The 18002-nt window shown below is 30.8% G+C and carries 19 protein-coding genes; 9 read left to right on the forward strand and 10 right to left on the reverse strand.

Annotated elements, in window-relative coordinates:
- Positions 1-10: 10 nt before the first annotated feature.
- The 4 genes from BLT88_RS14310 to BLT88_RS00720 are packed head-to-tail and all read left to right on the forward strand — an operon-like array spanning position 11 to position 4988.
- Positions 11-1726, forward strand: a complete 1716-nt coding sequence (locus tag BLT88_RS14310; protein ID WP_231960030.1) for a hypothetical protein — start codon at positions 11-13, stop codon at positions 1724-1726.
- A 1-nt stretch (position 1727) separates the two neighbouring features.
- Positions 1728-2141, forward strand: a complete 414-nt coding sequence (gene ybeY, locus BLT88_RS00710) for an rRNA maturation RNase YbeY (RefSeq protein ID WP_091952338.1) — start codon at positions 1728-1730, stop codon at positions 2139-2141.
- A 45-nt stretch (positions 2142-2186) separates the two neighbouring features.
- The gene (gene mnmG / locus BLT88_RS00715) at positions 2187-4064 is read left to right on the forward strand and encodes a tRNA uridine-5-carboxymethylaminomethyl(34) synthesis enzyme MnmG (protein ID WP_091952339.1); all 1878 of its coding nucleotides are present in this window, start codon (positions 2187-2189) and stop codon (positions 4062-4064) included.
- 48 nt (positions 4065-4112) lie between these two features.
- Positions 4113-4988 carry a class I SAM-dependent methyltransferase gene (locus tag BLT88_RS00720; RefSeq protein ID WP_091952341.1) on the forward strand — a complete coding sequence of 292 codons (876 nt, stop codon included), beginning with the start codon at positions 4113-4115 and terminating at the stop codon, positions 4986-4988.
- A gap of 147 nt (positions 4989-5135) precedes the next feature.
- Here the strand turns inward: BLT88_RS00720 and BLT88_RS00725 are convergent, their stop codons facing one another.
- The 5 genes from BLT88_RS00725 to panB form a co-directional block, all read right to left on the reverse strand.
- Positions 5136-5534 (reverse strand): DoxX family membrane protein, encoded by a 399-nt coding sequence (locus tag BLT88_RS00725; RefSeq protein ID WP_091952342.1) that lies wholly within the window; start codon positions 5532-5534, stop codon positions 5136-5138.
- Positions 5535-5659: 125 nt separating this feature from the next.
- Positions 5660-6046 carry a VOC family protein gene (locus BLT88_RS00730; RefSeq protein WP_091952344.1) on the reverse strand — a complete coding sequence of 129 codons (387 nt, stop codon included), beginning with the start codon at positions 6044-6046 and terminating at the stop codon, positions 5660-5662.
- A gap of 6 nt (positions 6047-6052) precedes the next feature.
- Positions 6053-6508: a DUF1801 domain-containing protein gene (locus BLT88_RS00735; protein WP_091952345.1), complete on the reverse strand. Its 456-nt coding sequence runs from the start codon at positions 6506-6508 to the stop codon at positions 6053-6055.
- Between the two features lie 37 nt (positions 6509-6545).
- Positions 6546-7484 carry a 2-hydroxyacid dehydrogenase gene (locus BLT88_RS00740; protein WP_091952347.1) on the reverse strand — a complete coding sequence of 313 codons (939 nt, stop codon included), beginning with the start codon at positions 7482-7484 and terminating at the stop codon, positions 6546-6548.
- 139 nt (positions 7485-7623) lie between these two features.
- Positions 7624-8442 (reverse strand): 3-methyl-2-oxobutanoate hydroxymethyltransferase, encoded by an 819-nt coding sequence (gene panB / locus BLT88_RS00745; protein WP_036784530.1) that lies wholly within the window; start codon positions 8440-8442, stop codon positions 7624-7626.
- A gap of 355 nt (positions 8443-8797) precedes the next feature.
- On the opposite strand from panB, the gene BLT88_RS00750 reads away from it, so the two are divergent.
- The 3 genes from BLT88_RS00750 (at position 8798) to BLT88_RS00760 (ending at position 10406) form a co-directional block, all read left to right on the forward strand.
- A complete protein-coding gene (locus BLT88_RS00750) occupies positions 8798-9364 on the forward strand; it encodes a sigma-70 family RNA polymerase sigma factor (protein WP_036784527.1) in 567 nt (188 codons plus the stop codon).
- A gap of 3 nt (positions 9365-9367) precedes the next feature.
- Positions 9368-9631, forward strand: coding sequence for a hypothetical protein (locus BLT88_RS00755; protein ID WP_091952348.1), 264 nt, complete (start codon positions 9368-9370; stop codon positions 9629-9631).
- A 133-nt stretch (positions 9632-9764) separates the two neighbouring features.
- Positions 9765-10406 (forward strand): O-methyltransferase, encoded by a 642-nt coding sequence (locus BLT88_RS00760; protein WP_091952350.1) that lies wholly within the window; start codon positions 9765-9767, stop codon positions 10404-10406.
- Between the two features lie 92 nt (positions 10407-10498).
- On the opposite strand, the gene BLT88_RS00765 is transcribed toward BLT88_RS00760, so the two are convergent.
- Positions 10499-10777: a twin-arginine translocase TatA/TatE family subunit gene (locus BLT88_RS00765; protein ID WP_091952352.1), complete on the reverse strand. Its 279-nt coding sequence runs from the start codon at positions 10775-10777 to the stop codon at positions 10499-10501.
- Between the two features lie 647 nt (positions 10778-11424).
- Here BLT88_RS00765 and BLT88_RS00770 point away from each other — a divergent pair.
- Entirely contained in the window at positions 11425-11922 is a 498-nt protein-coding gene (locus BLT88_RS00770) for a hypothetical protein (RefSeq protein WP_091952353.1), read from the forward strand.
- 115 nt (positions 11923-12037) lie between these two features.
- On the opposite strand, the gene BLT88_RS00775 is transcribed toward BLT88_RS00770, so the two are convergent.
- The 4 genes from BLT88_RS00775 to mutS form a co-directional block, all read right to left on the reverse strand.
- Positions 12038-13144 (reverse strand): hypothetical protein, encoded by a 1107-nt coding sequence (locus BLT88_RS00775; protein ID WP_091952355.1) that lies wholly within the window; start codon positions 13142-13144, stop codon positions 12038-12040.
- Positions 13145-13159: 15 nt separating this feature from the next.
- Complete coding sequence (locus tag BLT88_RS00780; protein WP_091952357.1) at positions 13160-13906, reverse strand: hypothetical protein; 747 nt, start codon at positions 13904-13906, stop codon at positions 13160-13162.
- Positions 13893-14456: an RNA polymerase sigma factor gene (locus tag BLT88_RS00785; protein ID WP_091952359.1), complete on the reverse strand. Its 564-nt coding sequence runs from the start codon at positions 14454-14456 to the stop codon at positions 13893-13895. The genes BLT88_RS00780 and BLT88_RS00785 overlap by 14 nt, the downstream gene beginning before the upstream one ends.
- 285 nt (positions 14457-14741) lie before the next feature.
- Positions 14742-17351, reverse strand: a complete 2610-nt coding sequence (mutS, locus tag BLT88_RS00790; protein ID WP_091955589.1) for a DNA mismatch repair protein MutS — start codon at positions 17349-17351, stop codon at positions 14742-14744.
- A gap of 88 nt (positions 17352-17439) precedes the next feature.
- On the opposite strand from mutS, the gene BLT88_RS00795 reads away from it, so the two are divergent.
- Positions 17440-17964 carry an RNA methyltransferase gene (locus BLT88_RS00795; RefSeq protein WP_036784509.1) on the forward strand — a complete coding sequence of 175 codons (525 nt, stop codon included), beginning with the start codon at positions 17440-17442 and terminating at the stop codon, positions 17962-17964.
- Positions 17965-18002: the final 38 nt, after the last annotated feature.

Genomic DNA, 18002 nt, shown 5'->3' on the forward strand with positions numbered 1-18002 from the left:
ATACAAAAAAATGATGCAGCGTCAGACTGATAAGCTGCAAGAAAATCTTGACGAAAAGAAAGAAGAAAATGATAATTTACAGGAGAAAAAAGAGGATTTAAGGGAGCGTATAAAAGAATTAAAAAAACTAGAAAAACAACAGAAGTTGTTAGATGAAATTCAAAAGATAGCAGAAAAATTAAATAAAGAAGATTTAGTTAAGAAAGCAAAGGAATTAGCACAACAAAACGAACAACAACAACGTAGTTTAGAAAAAATGTTAGAGTTGGTAAAACGTTTTTATGTAGAACAAAAAACCATGCAGATTGCCAGTAAGATTGAAGAATTATCGAAAGAGCAAGAAGTTTTGGAAAAGAGAGTAAAAAACACTTTAGAAGCTCAGAAGGAAATTAAAAATAAGTTTAATGAAATTAAAAAAGAGTTAGAGGGGCTTGGTAAAGACAATGATAAGCTAAAAGAACCTATGGAATTGCCAGATGTTGAAGACGAGAAGGATGAAATTGATAAGGAGTTAAAGAAATCGGAAGAAGAATTACAAAATCAAAAACAATCTGAAGCTAAGAAAAGTCAGAAGCAATCCTCTAAAAAAATGAAAGAGATGAGCGCTAAAATGCAAAAAGCAATGCTTGAGATGGAGGGAGAGTCTATGGAGGAAAACATGGATGATTTGCGTAAGTTGCTAGAAAACTTGGTTGTTTTTTCTTTTGAACAAGAGCAGTTAATGACAAAGTTTAATGAAACTTCTACTTCTCATCCAGATTTTGGAAAAGATCTAAAAAAGCAAAATCGAATTAAAACATACTTTGAGCATATAGATGATAGTTTGTATGTGCTTTCTATGCGTCTTCCAAAAATATCGACTAAAATTCAAGATGACTTATCGTCTGTTCATTATAATTTAAATCAATCTCTAGAAAATTTTTCTGAGAACAGGTTTTCTCAAGGAGTATCTAATCAACGCTATGTGTTGACTGCGACTAATAATTTAGCAGATTATTTAAGTAATATTTTAAATAGTATGCAAAATAGCATGTCCATGAAAATGGGGAAAGGTAAAAAGAGTAATAGCCTAGGCTTTAGTTTACCAGATTTGATAAAGAAGCAGGGTGATTTGTCAAAAAAAATGCAAGAGGGCATGAAAAAAGGACAAAAAAAGGGAAAAGGGAAAGAAGGAGAAAATCCTGAGAATAATGGTAAACCAGGAAAAAAAGGAGAGAAAGGCAAAGAGGGTCAAGGCGGTAAATCTGGAGAAGGAGGAAAGAAACAAGGTGAAGGTAAAGGTAATTCGAATGAAGACTTGGATGGTGAATTGTATGAAATTTTCAAGCAGCAAGCTCAGTTAAGACAGGAGCTTCAAGATGCATTAAAAGAGGGTGAAGAAGGAAAGTCTGGAGAAAATACTGCTAATAAAAAGGTGCTAAAAACCATGGAAGATTTAGAAAATCAGATTTTAGAAAAAGGCTTTAATGCAGGCACACTTCAAAAAATGCAACAATTGAATTACGAGTTACTTAAGTTAGATAAAGCTGCTCTAGAACAAGGAAAAGATAAAAAGCGAAAATCTACGGGCAATAAGAAGGAATATGAAAAGAATAAAATTAAAGCACTTGAGTTTAAAAAGCTGTTTTATAATCAAACTGAAATATTAAATAGACAATCATTACCTTTGCAGCAAAATTATAAAAAGAAAGTTCGAGCTTATTTTTCTGACACAAAAAAAGAATAATATGATTGCATTTAATTACGAAACTGAGTTTCAATTAAAAGATGAAAATCTTTCAGAAAAGTGGATCGAAAAAGTGGTTTTAGAAAAAGGCTTTGAAATAGGAGAAATCAATTATATTTTTTGTGATGATGCATATCTTCATCGATTAAATGTAGAGTTTTTACAGCACGATACTTTAACAGATGTTATAAGTTTCGATAATACCTTAGGAAAATTAATTTCTGGGGATATTTTTATTTCTGTGGAAAGAGTAATGGAAAATGCGGCTGATTTTAAAGTTTCGTCTGAAGAAGAAATACATCGGGTAATGATTCATGGAGTTTTGCATTATATAGGCTTTAAAGATAAGTCTGAAGAAGATAAAAAAGAAATGAGGAGTGCTGAAAATAGAGCTTTATCTATTTTAAGTAATTGATAATCAGATAAATAAAATAAAAGTTTCACGTGGAACTATAGAAAAATGAGTTTATTTTCAACAACATACGATGTGATTGTAGTGGGTGGAGGTCACGCAGGAAGTGAAGCCGCTGCCGCTGCCGCAAACATGGGAGCACATACCTTATTAATTACAATGAATTTGCAAAATATCGCTCAGATGAGTTGTAATCCGGCAATGGGCGGGATTGCAAAGGGTCAAATTGTGAGAGAGATTGACGCTTTAGGAGGATATAGTGGTATTGTAACAGATAAAACAGCAATACAGTTTAAGATGCTTAACAAGTCCAAAGGTCCTGCTATGTGGAGTCCAAGAGTACAGTCTGACAGAATGCAGTTTGCGGAGTGTTGGAGAACCATGCTAGAGGAAACAGAAAATGTGGATTTTTATCAGGACTCTGTAAGCGGTTTGTTGTTTGACGGCAATAAAATAATTGGTGTAAAAACTTCTTTGGGATTAAAGATTAAATCAAAAACTGTTATTATAACAGCCGGAACATTTTTAAATGGATTAATTCATATTGGTGATAAAAGTTTTGGAGGAGGAAGAGCAGGTGAAGGGGCTTCTACAGGAATTACGGAAGAGTTGGTTGCTAAAGGTTTTGAGGCAGGTAGGATGAAGACAGGAACACCCCCAAGAGTGGATGGTAGGTCTTTAGATTATTCTAAAATGACAGAACAGCCGGGAGACGAAGTCACAGAAAAATTTTCTTATTTACCAACCACAAGCTCTTTGCAAAAACAACGTTCTTGTTGGTTAACGTATACAAATCCGAAGGTGCATGATTTGTTACGAGAAGGGTTTGATAGATCGCCAATGTTTAATGGTAGAATACAGTCTACGGGACCGAGGTATTGTCCTTCTGTTGAAGATAAAGTAGATCGTTTTGCAACCAAAGAAAGACACCAAATCTTTGTAGAGCCAGAAGGTTGGACAACGGTAGAAATGTATGTAAATGGATTTTCAACTTCCTTACCTGAAGATATTCAAGATAAAGCAATTCGCGCTGTAGAAGGTTTTGAGAACGTAAAGTTTTTGCGCTACGGTTACGCCATAGAATATGACTTTTTTCAACCAACACAACTAACCCATTCGTTAGAAACAAAGCTCATTGAAAATTTGTTTTTTGCTGGACAAATTAATGGAACAACCGGTTATGAAGAGGCAGCGGCACAAGGATTAATGGCTGGTGTAAATGCAGCTTTAAAAGTACAAGGAAAAGAACCTTTTGTGTTAAAAAGAAATGAAGCTTATATTGCTGTTTTAATTGATGATTTAATTACAAAAGGTACAGAAGAGCCTTACAGAATGTTTACTTCTAGAGCGGAATATAGAACACTTTTGAGGCAAGATAATGCGGATTTAAGATTAACGCCAAGAGGTTATGAACTAGGTTTGGCGTCAAAAGAACGAATGGATAGGGTTCTTGAAAAGCAACGGAAAACAAATTTGTTGGTTAAGTTTTTAAACGAAACAAGTGTAAAGCAGGAAGAGATAAATCCGATTTTAGAAGCAAAGAAGTTGGCCCTAATTAATCAGTCTATGAAGTTGTTTAAGATTGCTTCAAGACCACAATTAAATTTTTCTGATTTTAAGAATATTCAGAAGTTAAGTGTATTTTTAGAAGAGAATGACATTGACAAAGAAATCATAGAACAGGCTGAAATTCACTTAAAATATTCTGGTTATATTGATAAAGAAAAAAATAATGCTGATAAATTAAATAGGTTGGAAAATGTCAAAATACCATCTAGTTTTAATTATCAAAAGCTACAATCTTTATCTTTTGAAGCTAGAGAAAAATTAAGTAAAATACAGCCAACTTCTATTTCTCAAGCAAGCAGAATAAGCGGAGTTTCACCAAGTGATATTTCTGTTCTACTAGTTTATATGGGACGTTAAGTTTCAACAATTTTTTAAGATGTTCCTCGTGGAACAATTCAGTTTTTTATGTCAAAAGATATCGATTTTTATAATAATCTTCAACCTTTTTTAGAATGCAAAGACCATACAGTTTCAGCTGAAGTTTACCAGCTAATGCTAAATGATGAGTATGATATGTTGGTTACAAAACCTATCCCAGAAAATATAGAAAAATACTACAAAAGTGAAGATTATATATCGCACACTGATTCTAAAAAATCATTATTTGATAAAGTGTATCAATCTGTAAAAAACATCACCTTAAAAAGGAAGCTAAAATTAATAAGTAAATGTCTTCTTCATCAAGATAGTTTATCTAGGCCTGAAAAAAACATTTTAGATGTTGGAGCAGGAACAGGCGATTTTTTAAAAGTTTGTAAAAGCAGTTCATGGAATGTTTTTGGAACAGAACCAGATGCTGGTGCAAGAAATATTGCAGCTAAAAAAGGAATTGTACTTCAAAAAGATTTATCAAAACTTATAGGTCATAAGTTTGAAATAATAACCCTTTGGCATGTTTTAGAGCATGTCGAAAATTTATCAGAGTACATTTCAATTTTAAAGAACATGCTTGCTGATCATGGAAAACTAATAATTGCAGTGCCTAACTTTAAAAGTGATGATGCCAATTATTACAAAGAGTTTTGGGCCGCTTTTGATGTACCAAGACACTTGTGGCATTTCTCTCAAGAATCTATTGCTAAATTATTTTCTGCAGTTAATATGATGGTTGAAAAAACACTTCCAATGAAATTTGATGCATATTATGTTTCTCTTTTAAGTGAGAAATATAAATCTGGAAAAATGAATCCTATAAAATCTTTTTACAGAGGTTTTGTTTCAAATTTAAAAGCAAAAAGAACAACAGAGTATTCATCTTTGATTTATATACTTAAAAAGTAGTAAAAATCGATTTTAAAAAGGGTAAGCTTTAAGCATTGCTTAATAACAACAGAATACCTTTAAAAAAAAAGAAAACCTCTTAAAACAACTGTTTTAAGAGGTTTTCTTATAGAATATACTTATGGCTGATGTAGTAAATAATAAGTTTTAACTATTTAGTAAATAAACACCCAATAGTGTAATGATAAAATAGACTGCTAAACTCATTGCTCCTGCATAATCTTTTGCTAGACGTTGTCCTATTAACAAAAAAATTAAAGTGACGGCACAAAGCTCTATTCCCAATAAAGCAATTTCTTTTAATCCAGAAGTGTATAATTGATAAACACCGAATAGCATTAAAAACCCAGCAACTATTTCTAAAATTAAAATAATGGCGAGCAATAAGGGAACACCATTTTTTAATGGTGAATTTTTGAAGTGCCCTGTGATAAAAGAAATATTTCCTTTCCAATCTAGTAATTTGTCAATTCCAGATTGTAAAAAAGTTACTATTAAAAATAGAAGTATTAAAACCTCTGATGGGTAGTTAGAAAGTAGTTTCATTAATTTAAAGTTTTTATTTGTTTCTTTTCGTTTGTTAAATGTTTATTAAGGAAGTTCTATCTGCTCAACAATTTTTGAAATAAGGGATTTGATTTTTTCTTAGTTAGAATTATAATTCCCTGTTTTTATTTAAAAACTGAATCGATAGGTTCCCAAAGTTCAATTTTGTTTCCTTCGTTGTCTAAAACCCAACCGAATTTACCATATTCAAATTCTTGTATTTCTCCTATAATGGTAACACCTTCTTTTTCAAGTTCGACTAATAAATCAACTAAGTTTTTAACCCTATAATTAAACATAAAGTCTTTTTTTGAAGGTTCAAAATAATCCGTTTTTTCTTCAAAAGGACTCCATTGTGTTGCGCAATCATTTCCAGCTACATCTTTCGACCAAAAAGTACAACCATAATCATCTGTATTAAAGCCTAAATGTTTTCGGTACCATTCTTTGGATGCTTTAGGGTTTTCACTCTTAAAAAATAAACCACCAATTCCTGTAACTCCATTTTTCATAAGGTATTATTTTTTAATTGCACTATTATATGTGTTAATCCATTCATTTACAGTCATTTTACTGGCAAGTTCCCCAATTAGGTCAAAAGGAATATCATCCATTTTTTTAAAACGAATGCAACTTTTTCCCATATCTAATTTGTATTTACAATACTTTGTATATTCTTTTACAAACCAATCTAAAAGTTCTTTTTTCGCGTAAATTCCCATATGATATAAATTTACAGAATTTTTTTGTGAAGCTAGATTTATAAAGGGTAATGGTAATTTTGGATCACAATGATATCCTTCAGGAAATTTAGAATGAGGAACATAAAAACCTAACATTTTATAATTGATACCTTCTTCAAAACCTTTTGGAAGATTTTTTTTGATGACTGCCCTAATCTTTTGAACGGCCTGTTTTCTGTCTTCTGGTAATTGTTCAATATATTCTTCAGGTGTATTTGCTTCGTAAGTCATCTTTTCTGATTTTTATGGATGATTTAAAGCCAACAAGTTAATAAAATTTTGCTTTAATTTTATCCACAATAGTTTGTGCCAATTTTTCTTTGCTTTCAATAGTCCAACCTGCAACATGCGGAGACAATATTACATTTTGGGAATTGATTAAATATTTAAAAGCCTCAGGCACATTATTAACAGTAAAAAGGTTTTCAAAAGATGCTTTTTCATATTCTAAAACATCTAAACCAGCACCTAATATTTTACCTGATTTTAAAGCTTCAACAAGATCTTTAGTAACTACCGATGCTCCACGTGCAGTATTTATCAGCCAAAAATTCTTTTTAAAATCATTGATAAAACCAACATTAACCATGTTTGTCGAGAGTTTGTTTTGTGGGGTATGTAAACTTAAAACATCTACTTTTTCCTGCAACTCTGGCAAGGAAACCTGCTTGCAGTTCTCATCTCCAACATATGGTTTTATATCATAACAGATTACTTCAACATCAAAACCACGGAGTTTTTTTGCGAATGATTTACCCATATTTCCGTAACCAATTAAGCCAACGGTTTTTCCATTCAGTTCAATTCCTCTATTCTCTTCCCGCAACCATTTTCCGATTCTAACTTCTTTGTCTGCTTTATTGAGTTTGTTAAAAAGGGACAACAACATTCCTAAACAATGTTCACCAACTGCGTTTCTATTTCCTTCTGGAGCAGCGATTAATTGGATGTTTTTAGTGGTTGCATAATTACATTGTATATTTTCTAAACCGGCACCAACTCGACCAATAAATTTTAAGTTTGTTGCTTTGTCTAAGAAGGCTTTATCAATAGAAAACCGGCTTCTTATAATCAAACCTTCATACAAATGAATTTTAGCTTCAATTTCCTTTTTTGAAGAGGTATAATCTTCATCATTTATAAACCCTAAATCATTAAGTTGATTTAATAAAAGAGAATGGTTTTTGTCGACGTGTAGAATTTTCATAAGTGAAAAATTACGTGCTTAGTGTTTCTTTAACTTTATAATTGCAACAATTGATATAAAAAATAAATCTGTGATAGCTGCAAATTTTATAAATTCAGTTATTTTTTCGTTAATTTTCAAAAATGATATTTACTAAAATTTAGTATTGCTCTTTATCACTCGGGAAATCTTTGCTTTTTACATCTGTAACATATTGCTCAAATGCTCCTGTCATATCAACGAATAAATCTAGATATCTTCTTAAAAAACGTGGATTGAATTCGTGGGTCATTCCCAACATATCATGGGTTACTAAAACTTGGCCGTCAACTCCATTTCCCGCCCCAATTCCGATGACAGGAATAGATATAGCTTCTGCAACTTTTTTTGCTAAATCAGCAGGGACTTTTTCTAAAACGATTGCAAAACAACCAATCCTTTCTAGCATTAAAGCGTCTTCCATTAATTGCTCTGCCTCTTCTTCTTCTTTTGCTCTAACGGTGTATGTTCCGAATTTATAGATAGATTGTGGAGTTAAACCTAAATGACCCATTACTGGAATTCCTGCATTTAAAATACGTTTAATAGATTCTTTAACCTCTCTTCCTCCTTCTAATTTTATAGAATGACCGCCAGATTCTTTCATTATTCTAATGGCAGAACGTAAAGCTTCTTTTGGGTCAGATTGATAACTCCCAAACGGCAAATCTACCACAACTAAACAGCGCTCAATTGCTCTAACAACCGAGCTTGCATGATAAATCATTTGATCTAAGGTAATAGGTAAAGTAGTTTCATGTCCGGCCATAACATTTGATGCTGAATCACCTACTAAAAGTACATCTAAACCAGCTTTGTCTAAAATTTTTGCCATCGTATAATCGTAAGCAGTTAACATGGATATTTTCTCTCCATTCGCTTTCATTTCTACCAAAGATTTTACGGTAATTCTTTTGTACTGTTTTTTTGCTACAGACATATTTTAATTTATTGAGTGTGGTAAAAGTAAGAAATATCAATAGATATTTTACTAGTTAATATTTCGTCAAGTTAATTGGATTCTTTTTGAGGATGATTTTTTGATGTTATGTTTTTAAAATTACACAATGTTTTCGAGAATTATCATATTTTTAGTTGCTTTAGGAATTTACATTAGGCTGTCTATTTTAACGATACCTCCACAAAACATTATAATAAAGTGTTTGAAGCTTTTTTAATGTTTTAATATTAGAAGACTAGTAGGTAATTATATATTTAGAAATGTGAGAAGAGGAGGTAATTGTAAAGCGTTAAAAGATAAAAAATAGTTTTATATTTGATTTCTAAATTAGAAAATGCTTCAAGAAAAAATCACTTTAAATTCTGATAAATGGATAGATAATTACGCAGATTACTTGTTTAATTATGCTGTTGTGCGTGTTAATGATGGAGACTTAGCCAAGGATTTAGTGCAAGAAACGTTTTTTGCAGGCCTAAAATCTGCTAAAAATTTTCAAGGAAAATCTACAGAAAGAACTTGGTTGGTATCTATTTTAAAAAGAAAGGTAATAGATCATTACAGGAAGATTAATTCTAAAAAAGGACAAGCAGAAGTTAGAATGAATTTTTATGATAATGGAGAAAATGAAGGAAGTTGGATTGAAGAACGTGTTCCACAAAGTTGGGATAATGCCTCTGAAAAAGCAATAGAAAACCAAGAGTTAAAAACTCAATTAGAAATTTGTATAGATAATTTGCCCGAGAAATATGGTTTGGTTTTTAGAATGAAAACCATTCAAGAGTTTGAAACTGAAGAAATTTGTAAGGAGTTGAATATTACAACGTCAAATTTATGGGTTATAATACATAGAGCTAGAACTCAGCTAAGAAAATGCATGGAAGAGAATTGGTTTAATAATTAAGAGATGTTTAAAAAACTACACATAACTTGCAATGAAGCAACAACCATTTGTGACAGAAGTCAGTACAAAGAAGCTTCTTTTTTCGAAAAAATTAAGTTAAACCTACATTTTTTAAGTTGTAAAATTTGTAGACTTTACACAAAACAAAATAAAAGAATGTCAGGTTTATTTAAAATACAAGCTCTAGATTGCAAAGGTAAAATGAACAATCTTTCTCAAGCAGATAAAGAAGTATTAAAAAAACAATTACAAGAGTTTAAGGTATAATTTGTTTTTTCGGTTTTCTCAAAACCGTATTTTTGATTTTTTGTTAGATTGAAACGGAATTTATAGAAATATAGATTCCGTTTTTTGTATTTTTGAAATACAGGTTAATAAATAATTTTAAATCTTTAAAAAGATGCATTTTTTACCAGAGCTAATAGATAATTACGTTGTAAATCATTCACAGCAAGAACCTAAGATTCTACAAGAGTTAAGCAAAGAGACTTGGCAAAAAGTATTGAACCCTAGAATGTTAAGTGGCGCTTTTCAAGGCAGGGTTTTATCTATGATTTCTAAGTTAATTCAACCTAAAACTATATTAGAAATTGGTACTTATACTGGTTATTCCGCGCTTTGTTTAGCAGAAGGATTACCTTCTACAGGAAAAATTATAACGATTGATAAAAACGAAGAACTAGAGACTTTACAAAATAAATATTTTGAAAAATCTGGTTTTAGAAATCAAATTGAACAAAAGGTTGGTAATGCTTTAGAAATTATTCCAAAAATTGACAAAAAATTTGATTTAGTATTTATTGATGCAGACAAATCTAACTACGTAAATTACTTTTACTTAATGATTCATAAAATGAATCCTGGAGGAATTATATTGTCTGATAATGTGCTTTGGAGTGGTAAAGTGGTGGAAGAATTAAGCCCTAAAGATATAGATACAAGGGCACTTTTAGAATACAATAAATTATTAAATTCTGATGATAGAATTGAAACCGTTCTACTTCCCATAAGAGATGGATTAACAATTAGCAGAGTAAAATAAGTTAGAATGAGTTATAAATTTTAAGATTTTAACTCTTTCGCTTAAAGAGTGTAGTCTGTACTTTATTTAAATAAATAAAATATAAATTTTTATCAGAGTCTTTTAATTGGACCTGTTAAATCATCAATATGATCTTTAACTTTATTTATTTCTTTATGAATGTCTTTGCTAATATTTGTATCTAAATCTGGAGACTCTGCACTATCATTAATCTCTTTCTTAATATCATTTGTAGCATCTTTTACTTGACGCATTCCTTTTCCTAAGCCTCTTGCGATTTCAGGAATCTTATCTGCACCAAAAACCATAACGAGAATTAACATAATTACCATAATTTCTGGACCACTAATAAATAAAAAAGTTGAGTTCATACTTTTACAAAGGTAAATATTATATGTGATAAAAACTTGTCAATTTTATTTTTTTGTAAATTGTAAACTAGAACTTTAAAAACATTTTACCACTAAAAAAACACTATTTACTCTTGGTTAATTATCCTATTTTTTATCTGATATAAATCTTTGGAAGTCAAAATAGCAATTTACAGGAATTCATGTTTTTGATTTACACCCAATTCTACTGTGTGCGTTTTAATAAAAATGTACAAGGGGAATCATAAACTCTCAAAAGTTCGGTTTCTAGAAAAATGTTAGTATTTAGGCTTGTGAATAATCATTTTAAGGCATCTAACATTGAAATAAAAGAGTAAATGCAGGCTATTTTGGAGTTAATCAGAAATGTTCATCAAAACCTTTTTTAACCAGTTCTCTGTTTTAGAAATATTTGAATCGACGTTTGAGGGTGTGTAGATATGTTAGACATCGGCTTAAAAAGGAGGTTCATTATAAAAAATTTTATTTTTTAAAAACCTAATAGTCAGCTATTTATTGTTTTTATATCCCTATAAACATGGAGGTGCTTCCTTGTTTATAAGGAGGTGAAAATTTCATGGTTCTTGAGGATTGACAAGTATTCATTAATCATATAATTTAGGAGAAATAGTTTTAATTTTGTTGCAATGAATCCCCTAAAAAAAATCACAGTATTATTTGTCTTATTATTAACTCTTTTTTCTTTTGTTAAAAAAGAAATCAATTCTGCAGATATTAAACCAAATTTAGAAGAAATAAATGTAATTAATATTCTTTCTAAGCAGAAATACGAATGCAGGCCATCTTCAAAATATATGTTTTATGTAGAAGCTAATCTTGTAAAAAAGGTTAGGGGAGCTAATAATATTAATGCGAAAATATTTTTTTTGGATAAAGTATCAGGGATAAAGAATTTATTAGCTTCTGAAAACATTCAGATTAATAAGTTTAAAGGTGCTATTGCTATCCAACAAAATACATCTGAAAAAGTTTTTCAAACTTTTGTATTAAAAAATGGGGACAAAATTATTGGAGACTCAGAAAATGCACCTTATAGCTTTAAGGAATTAATTTCATTTGAATCTATTTACAATAGTTATGTATATGCTACCAACAATTTATTAGAAATGAAAAGATCTATTTAAAAAACATTTTTAAAACTCCAAAAGCGACATTAGCTTTTGGAGTTTTTTTACCAAATTATTTCATTTAACGATGCAATTCAAAATCTTGAAGATTGAGTTAGATAAAAAAATAAATCTAGTCTAAATCAATTCTTAAACCGACAGAGATATTGTTTTGTTTTTTAGATTGGTTTTTAAAAACTGGAGATAAATCATACTTTATATATAAAGCGCTAGAACCCACACCAAGATATCCACTTAAACCATATACTAAATCACTTACTTCAAAGTCTCTGTGTTTTTTGTCTTTTATTTTATTGCCACCCTCCTTGTATTTTAATTTTTGCATGCTGCCTATATTAAAACCCGCATAAGCACCTAAGCCTACTCTTAGCTTTTTATAGTTGGAGTATCTGAAGAACTTTTTCTTATCAATTTTATTAGAAGGTCCAAATTCTATATGGAAAGGGAATACCAAGTTTGTGGTTCTAAATTTTGCTTTGTCTAATTCTGCAGGAAATTCTTCTAGAGAAATTATACCGTCTGTATTTACTAGAAATTTGTTGTCTTTAAGATCAAATTTGTTCCATTGAAATGAAAAACCATATTTTAATCTCCAAAAGTTAGAATCTTTAAAAATTCTTCTTTTCCAGTCATAACCCAATTCAATAAAGCCTGAACCACCTATCTTGTAGGGTGAATTATCTAAACTCTGACCTTCTATTAATGCATTGTTAAAACCAAAAGCAAAAACAAGATCATTGTACGTCCGTTTATCATACTTTTTTTTGGCATCCTTAGATTCTTTTCCAATAAAAATTAACTTATCACCAGAATTTTCTTTGGATCCGGACCCTATTCTTATCATCTTACGATCTCCTTCACTTCTAATATCTAATTGATAAAATTTATCATTACGATTCCACAAAGCAATTTCATTGTCGATAATTGCTATGTGATTTTCTATATTTAAAGCTCTTTTTTTAGCAGCTTCCTTTTTTAAATTATTTGCTCGAGATAAAGTTATTTCACCGGTATTTAAACGAGTATTAATAGCGGTAATATCTTGCTTTAAAAATTCGCGTTCCTTTAATTCAACAGTTTTTTTACTTTTTATTAATTTTTTAATTTCTAACTCTTTGTAATTTGTTCTCACAGAATCTAATTGCTTTTCTTGAGCTTGTGTAACGGTAAAAAGAAAGCATAAGACTATTATTGATAGGTATTTTGTAATTGTTTTCATAAGTGTTTTTTTAATTTATTGTTCATTCTTTCGTTTTATAAAGGCGACGGTTACAGATTCATATCCTGATTTAATGGCGCTAAAAACTTTATCTTTTAAAGACGGATTTAAATTATTTTCAACGGACCACAGTAAAGCATCGGCATCCACAGTTTTTATTGACACATCCATTGTTTTTTGCATTGCAATTGTTTTTTTTGCTGCCTCTAGTAGTATTGTAATTTCTTCATTTGTAACCGCTGTTTTTTCAATTGTAGGCTGTTTAAGTTGCGCTATGCCTTCATTCGTTTTTTGTGCCTGAAAACTTGCATCTTCATAACTCTTTTCAGCTATTTTATTTTCTAATATTTTTGAATTTAAGTGTGTTTCATTCAAAGAAATAACTTCTCTAATCTTTTTTCTCACTGGAGCTTTTTTTGGTGAACTAATTTCTTTTCTAACGGGCTTTTCTAACGCTATTAAAACTTCTTCTTCTAGATTATTTTTCAGTATCGGTTCCTCAAGTTTAATTGCTGGTTGTTTTTTTACATCAACAATTACAGGCGCTACTATATTAGATTCTGAAGTAAAAACAAAGGATAAAGAAAATATTGCCCCAATAAATATTGCTGCAATAGCTTGCCACCACAAACGATTATTTTTTTGTTTTTCTTGATTAGCATCTAGCCTATCAGTAAGCTTGTTCCATGCATCAGAACTTGGGTGAATTCTCCGTTGCTCCAGCTTATTCTTTACTTGTTCTTCAAATTTAATTAGTTCCATAACTGGTTTTATTTAATTGTTTAACCTGTTTTTGCAAAAGCTTTCTAGCTTTAAATAATTGTGATTTTGAGGTGCTTTCAGAAATACCGAGTAATGTTGAAATTTCACGATGTTTATACCCTTCTACAGCATGCATTATAAAGATTATTCGATAGCCTTCAGGAAGATTATTTATTAATAATTGAATTTTTTCGAGATCTAATTCTGCAGTATCAGAATTAATTGGTTTATCATATAGCTCCATGTCATCCGCTGAAAATTCAAGCTGCTTTTTTTTTCTAAGAAGAGAAATAGATTCATGTACCATAATTTGTCGTATCCAACCCTCAAAGCTCCCTTCAGATTTAAAACTCTTTATCTGCTTAAAAACTTTAAAAAAACCATTTAAAAGTGCCTCCTCAGCTTGTTGTGTATCTTTTATGTAGTATCTGCAAACACTCAGCATTTTGGGAGCATGAGCTTTATATAAAGCATGCTGCGCATCACGATGGTTTTTAGACGCTTTATAAATAAGCTGTGCTTCGTTATTATATAATTTTAAAACTTTCAAAAAATGGATTTTTAATGTCTTCTATTTATAAAGACGCAAAAGTTGTGCAAAAGGTTGCCTGAGGATAAAAAATATTTCTTTTGTTCTATTTATGTTAAATAATAATGGTCGAAGTATCGTAATTTTTGCCAGAAAAGGTTGTTTAAATAGTTTCGGAGTCCATAAAACTTTATCTGTGCATTGTTTATTCTGTGCATATTTGCAAGACCTAATTGATTCTTCTTTGATTCATTTTCATTTATGAACTTAGACCTTAGTCAAAATGAGAATCTATTAATAAAAACTTTACTTTTTAATCAACATCCTCTTAATCTCATTCAATTTCATGAGCGCTTCAATAGGTGTTAATGTATCAATATTAGTAGCTAAAATTTCTTCCTTAATATTTTCTAGTAAAGGATCATCTAATTGAAAAAAGCTGAGTTGCATTTCTTCATGTTGTGCTTGTTTTAAAACCTCTTTAGTTTCTGAACTTTTATTATTTTTCTCTAATTGCGCTAAAATTTTATTCGCTCTATGAATGACCATATTGGGCATCCCTGCAAGTTTTGCTACATGGATACCAAAGCTGTGATTAGACCCACCAGAAACCAGTTTACGAAGAAAAATAATGGTGTTTTCCAATTCTTTAACAGAGACGTTAAAGTTTTTAATCCGTTTAAAAGTAGCGGTCATTTCATTTAACTCATGATAATGAGTAGCAAACAATGTTTTTGCTTTTGATGGATGCTCATGTAAAAACTCTGAAATTGCCCAAGCGATTGAAATTCCGTCGTAAGTGGAAGTTCCACGACCAATTTCATCTAAAAGCACCAAACTGCGTTCAGAAAGATTATTTAAAATAGAAGCTGTTTCGTTCATTTCTACCATAAAAGTAGATTCACCCATAGAAATATTATCACTTGCACCAACTCTAGTAAAAATCTTATCGACAATACCAATTCTTGCATTTTGAGCGGGTACATAGCTTCCCATTTGAGCGAGTAAAACAATCAATGCAGTTTGTCGTAAAATAGCAGATTTACCAGACATATTTGGCCCTGTAATCATAATTATTTGTTGCTGATTTCTATTCAATACAACGTCATTTGCAATATATTCTTCGCTAATTGGTAATTGCTTTTCTATAACAGGATGTCTTCCGTTTTTAATTTCTAGAACAGTACTTTCATCCATTTGCGGGCGCACATAATTGTTCTCGATCGCTAAAACCGAAAAAGACAATAAACAGTCAATTTTGGCGATAATTTGCGCATTTTCTTGCACAATTGGTACAAATTGAATGATATATTGCAATAATTTAGAAAAAATTTCTTGCTCTAATTTCTGTATTTTCTCTTCAGCACCCAAAATTTTAGTTTCATATTCTTTCAGTTCTTCAGTAATATAGCGTTCTGCACTTACTAGGGTTTGTTTACGAATCCATTCTTCAGGAACTTTGTCTTTATGGGTATTTCGAACCTCTATGTAGTAGCCAAAAACATTATTGAACGAAATTTTTAAACTTGAGATGCCTGTTCTTTCTGTTTCACGCGCCAACATATCATCTAAATACTGTTTTCCAGTAGATGAAATGGCCCGTAAATCATCTAACTCTTGATGAACACACGCTGCAATGGCATTTCCTTTATTGATGTTTACCGGAGCATTGTCAAATAAAGTTTCAGAAATTTTAGTGATTAAATCAGTACAAGTATGCAGTTGATTTCCAAGTTCTTTGACTGTTTTATTGGCACTCTTTTCTGCGGCGGTTTTTATGGGTAAAATTGCTTTTAAAGAGTCTTTTAACAAAACAATTTCTCTTGGTGAAGCTTTACCGGTAGCAACTTTAGAAATTAATCTTTCTAAGTCTGATATTTGTTTTAATTGATATGTTACGATCTGCGAAAAATCATCAGAATCTATAAAAAACTTCACCAATTCGTGGCGGTTTTTAATTTCATCTATATTTTTTAAAGGAAGCGCCAGCCATCGCTTTAGTAACCTTCCACCCATTGGTGATATGGTTTTATCAATAACATCTAAAAGTGTGACGGCATTTATAGAATTCGGGTTGTATAACTCTAAATTTCGAACTGTAAAACGATCCATCCAAACATAATTATCTTCTGCAATTCTGCTTATAGATTGAATGTGTTTTAATTGCTTGTGTTGTGTTTCCGATAAATAATACATTACGGCACCAGCAGCAATAATTCCGTTTTTAAGATCTTGAATTCCAAAACCTTTTAAGTTTTTGACTTCAAAATGATTTTGTAAAGTTTCGTTTGCATATTCAGGTTGAAAAACCCAATCATCTAAATAAAAGGTATAATACCTGTTTTCAAAAAGTTCTAAAAACTGCTGCTTATTATGCTTTTGAACCAGTACTTCACTCGGGTTAAAATTCTGCAATAATTTATCAATGTATTCTGAATTTCCCTGTGCTACCAAATATTCACCAGTAGAAACATCAAGAAATGAAATTCCAAGTTGTTTTTTATTAAAATGAACGGCTGCTAAAAAGTTATTGGTTTTGCTTTGTAAAACTTCATCATTTAAAGAAACTCCAGGAGTAATTAATTCTGTTACACCACGTTTTACAATTGTTTTGGTCATTTTAGGGTCTTCTAACTGATCACAAATAGCAACACGCATTCCTGCTTTTACCAATTTAGGTAAATACGTGTTTAGAGAATGATGAGGAAAACCTGCCAAAGCGGTTTCTGTTTCACTTCCTGCACCACGTTTCGTTAGTGTAATCCCTAAAACTCCAGCCGCTTTTTTAGCATCTTCACCAAAAGTTTCATAAAAATCTCCGACACGAAAAAGTAACATTGCATCAGGATATTTTGTCTTGATAGCATTGTATTGCTTCATTAAAGGAGTTACCTTTTTAGGGTTAGATTTTGCCAAGTTTTTGGAAATTTTCAATTAGTTTTGCTAAGATAGAAAAAAGTGATTAGTTGTTCATTTTTAGTTGTTAGTGAATTATCCACAAATTATGAGAAAACTTAAAAATAACGAGTTAGGCAGAATTACAGTTGACGCCTTTAAAACTATGAAAAAAACGCCATTAATTGTCGTTTTAGATAATATTAGAAGTTTAAATAATATTGGTTCTGTTTTCAGAACTTCGGATGCTTTTTTGATAGAAAAAATATACCTGTGTGGTATTTGTGCAACACCACCAAACAAAGATATTCATAAAACAGCTTTAGGAGCAACAGAATCTGTAGCCTGGGAATATGTTGAAGACACCTTAACATTGATTGAAAAATTAAAGAAAGATAAGGTGAAGATTTTAGCTATTGAACAAGCAGAAAACAGCACAAAACTGCATACTTTTTTTCCTGAGGAAAACGAGAAATATGCAGTTGTGATGGGAAATGAAGTAAAAGGTGTTCAGCAAGAAGTAGTTGATGCTGCTGATTGGTGTATTGAAATTCCGCAATTAGGCACAAAACACTCACTAAACATCTCTGTAACCACAGGGATTGTTTTATGGGATTTATTTCAGAAAATGTAACAAAAAAACGGGTTTTTAATTCTATTTTTTTATTTTTA

This window comes from Polaribacter sp. Hel1_33_78 (assembly GCF_900106075.1).
Lineage (GTDB): Bacteria > Bacteroidota > Bacteroidia > Flavobacteriales > Flavobacteriaceae > Polaribacter.